We start from the raw sequence: 2,942 nt of genomic DNA on the forward strand, positions 1-2,942 counted from the left end.
GGGGAAAAGGCGTACATAAGCTTACGGATTATTAGTACTACTCGACTATGACATTACTGCCTTTACATCTATAGCCTATCAACGTGGTCATCTCCCACGATCCTTAAAAGAAATCTCATCTTGTGGTGGGTTTCGCGCTTATATGCTTTCAGCGCTTATCCCTTCCAAACGTAGCTACTCTGCGGTGCTCCTGGCGGAACAACAGATACACTAGAGGTTTGTCCAATTCGGTCCTCTCGTACTAGAATCAGATCCACTCAAATTTCTTGCGCCCACAGTAGATAGAGACCGAACTGTCTCACGACGTTCTGAACCCAGCTCGCGTGCCACTTTAATGGGCGAACAGCCCAACCCTTGGGACCTTCTCCAGCCCCAGGATGTGACGAGCCGACATCGAGGTGCCAAACCCCCCCGTCGATATGAGCTCTTGGGGGAGATCAGCCTGTTATCCCCGGCGTACCTTTTATCCTTTGAGCGATGGCCCTTCCATGCGGAACCACCGGATCACTATGCTCTACTTTCGTACCTGATCGACCTGTATGTCTCTCAGTCAAGCTCCCTTATGCCATTGCACTCTACGCACGGTTACCAAGCGTACTGAGGGAACCTTTAGAAGCCTCCGTTACTCTTTTGGAGGCGACCACCCCAGTCAAACTACCCACCAAGCAATGTCCCCCGCAATAACGGGGTTAGGCCTCAGATAAACAAAGGGTTGTATTTCAACAATGACTCCACAACGCCTAGCGACGCCACTTCACAGTCTCCAACCTATCCTACACATCATTTATCCAAGGTCAATACTAAGCTATAGTAAAGGTGCACAGGGTCTTTTCGTCCCACTGCGGGTAAGCGGCATCTTCACCGCTACTACAATTTCACCGAGCTCATGGCTGAGACAGTGTCCAGATCGTTACACCATTCGTGCAGGTCGGAACTTACCCGACAAGGAATTTCGCTACCTTAGGACCGTTATAGTTACGGCCGCCGTTTACTGGGGCTTCAATTCAATGCTTCTCCGAAGATAACATCTCCTCTTAACCTTCCAGCACCGGGCAGGTGTCAGGCCCTATACTTCATCTTACGATTTTGCAGAGCCCTGTGTTTTTGATAAACAGTCGCCTGGACCTCTTCACTGCGGCCAGCATTGCTGCTGGCGACCTTTCTCCCGAAGTTACAGGTCTATTTTGCCTAATTCCTTAGCCATGAATCTCTCGAGCACCTTAGGATTCTCTCCTCAACTACCTGTGTCGGTTTACGGTACTGGTACTAATTACCTGAAGTTTAGAGGTTTTTCTTGGAAGCCCTTAGGCGCACTATCTCTTCAACCGAAGTCTCCGAGTACTATCGTATTTCCCCAAAATCTGTGGATTTGCCTGCAGATCTTATAGGTAGGTACTTCAACGAACTATTCCGTCAGTTCGCGGCGCTTTCATCACTCCGTCACCCCATCACAGTAATTAGTAGTACGGGAATATTAACCCGTTAGCCATCGACTGTCCCTTTCGGGTTCGCCTTAGGACCAGACTAACCCACAGCTGATTAGCATAGCTGTGGAAACCTTAGTTTTTCGGTGTGCGGGTTTCTCGCCCGCATTATCGTTACTTATGCCTACATTTTCTTTTCTAACCAGTCCAGCATGCCTTACGACACACCTTCAACCCTGTTAGAATGCTCCCCTACCACTTACAATTAATTGTAAATCCATAGCTTCGGTAATATGTTTATGCCCGATTATTATCCATGCTCGTCCGCTCGACTAGTGAGCTGTTACGCACTCTTTAAATGAATGGCTGCTTCCAAGCCAACATCCTAGCTGTCTGGGCAGACAAACCTCGTTCTTTCAACTTAACATATATTTGGGGACCTTAGCTGATGGTCTGGGTTCTTTCCCTCTCGGACTTGGACCTTAGCACCCAAGCCCTCACTGTTGTGAAACATTATATAGCATTCGGAGTTTGTCAGGAATTGGTAGGCGGTGAAGCCCCCGCATCCAATCAGTAGCTCTACCTCTATATAACTTTATGCACAACGCTGCACCTAAATGCATTTCGGGGAGTACGAGCTATTTCCGAGTTTGATTGGCCTTTCACCCCTACCCACAGGTCATCCGAAGACTTTTCAACGTCAACCGGTTCGGTCCTCCACTGTGTGTTACCACAGCTTCAACCTGCCCATGGGTAGATCACACGGTTTCGCGTCTAACACTACTGACTAAAGCGCCCTATTCAGACTCGCTTTCGCTACGGATCCGTGGCTTAACCACTTATCCTTGCCAGCAACGTTAACTCGTAGGCTCATTATGCAAAAGGCACGCCGTCACCCCACGAAAGGGCTCCGACCGCTTGTAAGCGTATGGTTTCAGGATCTATTTCACTCCGTTATTCACGGTTCTTTTCACCTTTCCCTCACGGTACTGGTTCACTATCGGTCTCTCAGGAGTATTTAGCCTTAGCGGATGGTCCCGCCAAATTCAGACAGGGTTTCACGTGCCCCGCCCTACTCAGGATACCACTATCATTTACACTCATTACCTATACGGGACTATCACCCTCTGTGGTTCTACTTTCCAGTAGATTCTAATTCTTTGTGCAACAAATATCGTGGTCCTACAACCCCAACATTGCCGTAACAACATTGGTTTGGGCTAATCCGCGTTCGCTCGCCACTACTTACGGAATCACTTTTGTTTTCTTCTCCTCCGCCTACTTAGATGTTTCAGTTCAGCGGGTTTGCCCACCTATCGGTGTACTATGTCTTCAACATAGTGGGTTGCCCCATTCAGGTATTTACGGATCAATTCGTGTGTGCCGATCCCCGTAACTTTTCGCAGCTTATCACGCCTTTCATCGCCTCTGAGAGCCAAGGCATCCCCCATACGCCCTTATTTTGCTTATTGTACCAATCATAAATTAATATGACCGTTTTTTTTTGTTTTTATTATC

The 2,942-nt window shown here is 48.2% G+C and carries 1 rRNA gene; it reads right to left on the reverse strand.

Annotated elements, in window-relative coordinates:
- Window positions 1-11: 11 nt before the first annotated feature.
- A 23S ribosomal RNA gene (locus LPB87_RS20515) occupies window positions 12-2,896 on the reverse strand.
- Between the last annotated feature and the right edge of the window lie 46 nt (window positions 2,897-2,942).

The organism is Flavobacterium sp. EDS (assembly GCF_020991525.1).
Classification (GTDB): Bacteria; Bacteroidota; Bacteroidia; order Flavobacteriales; family Flavobacteriaceae; genus Flavobacterium.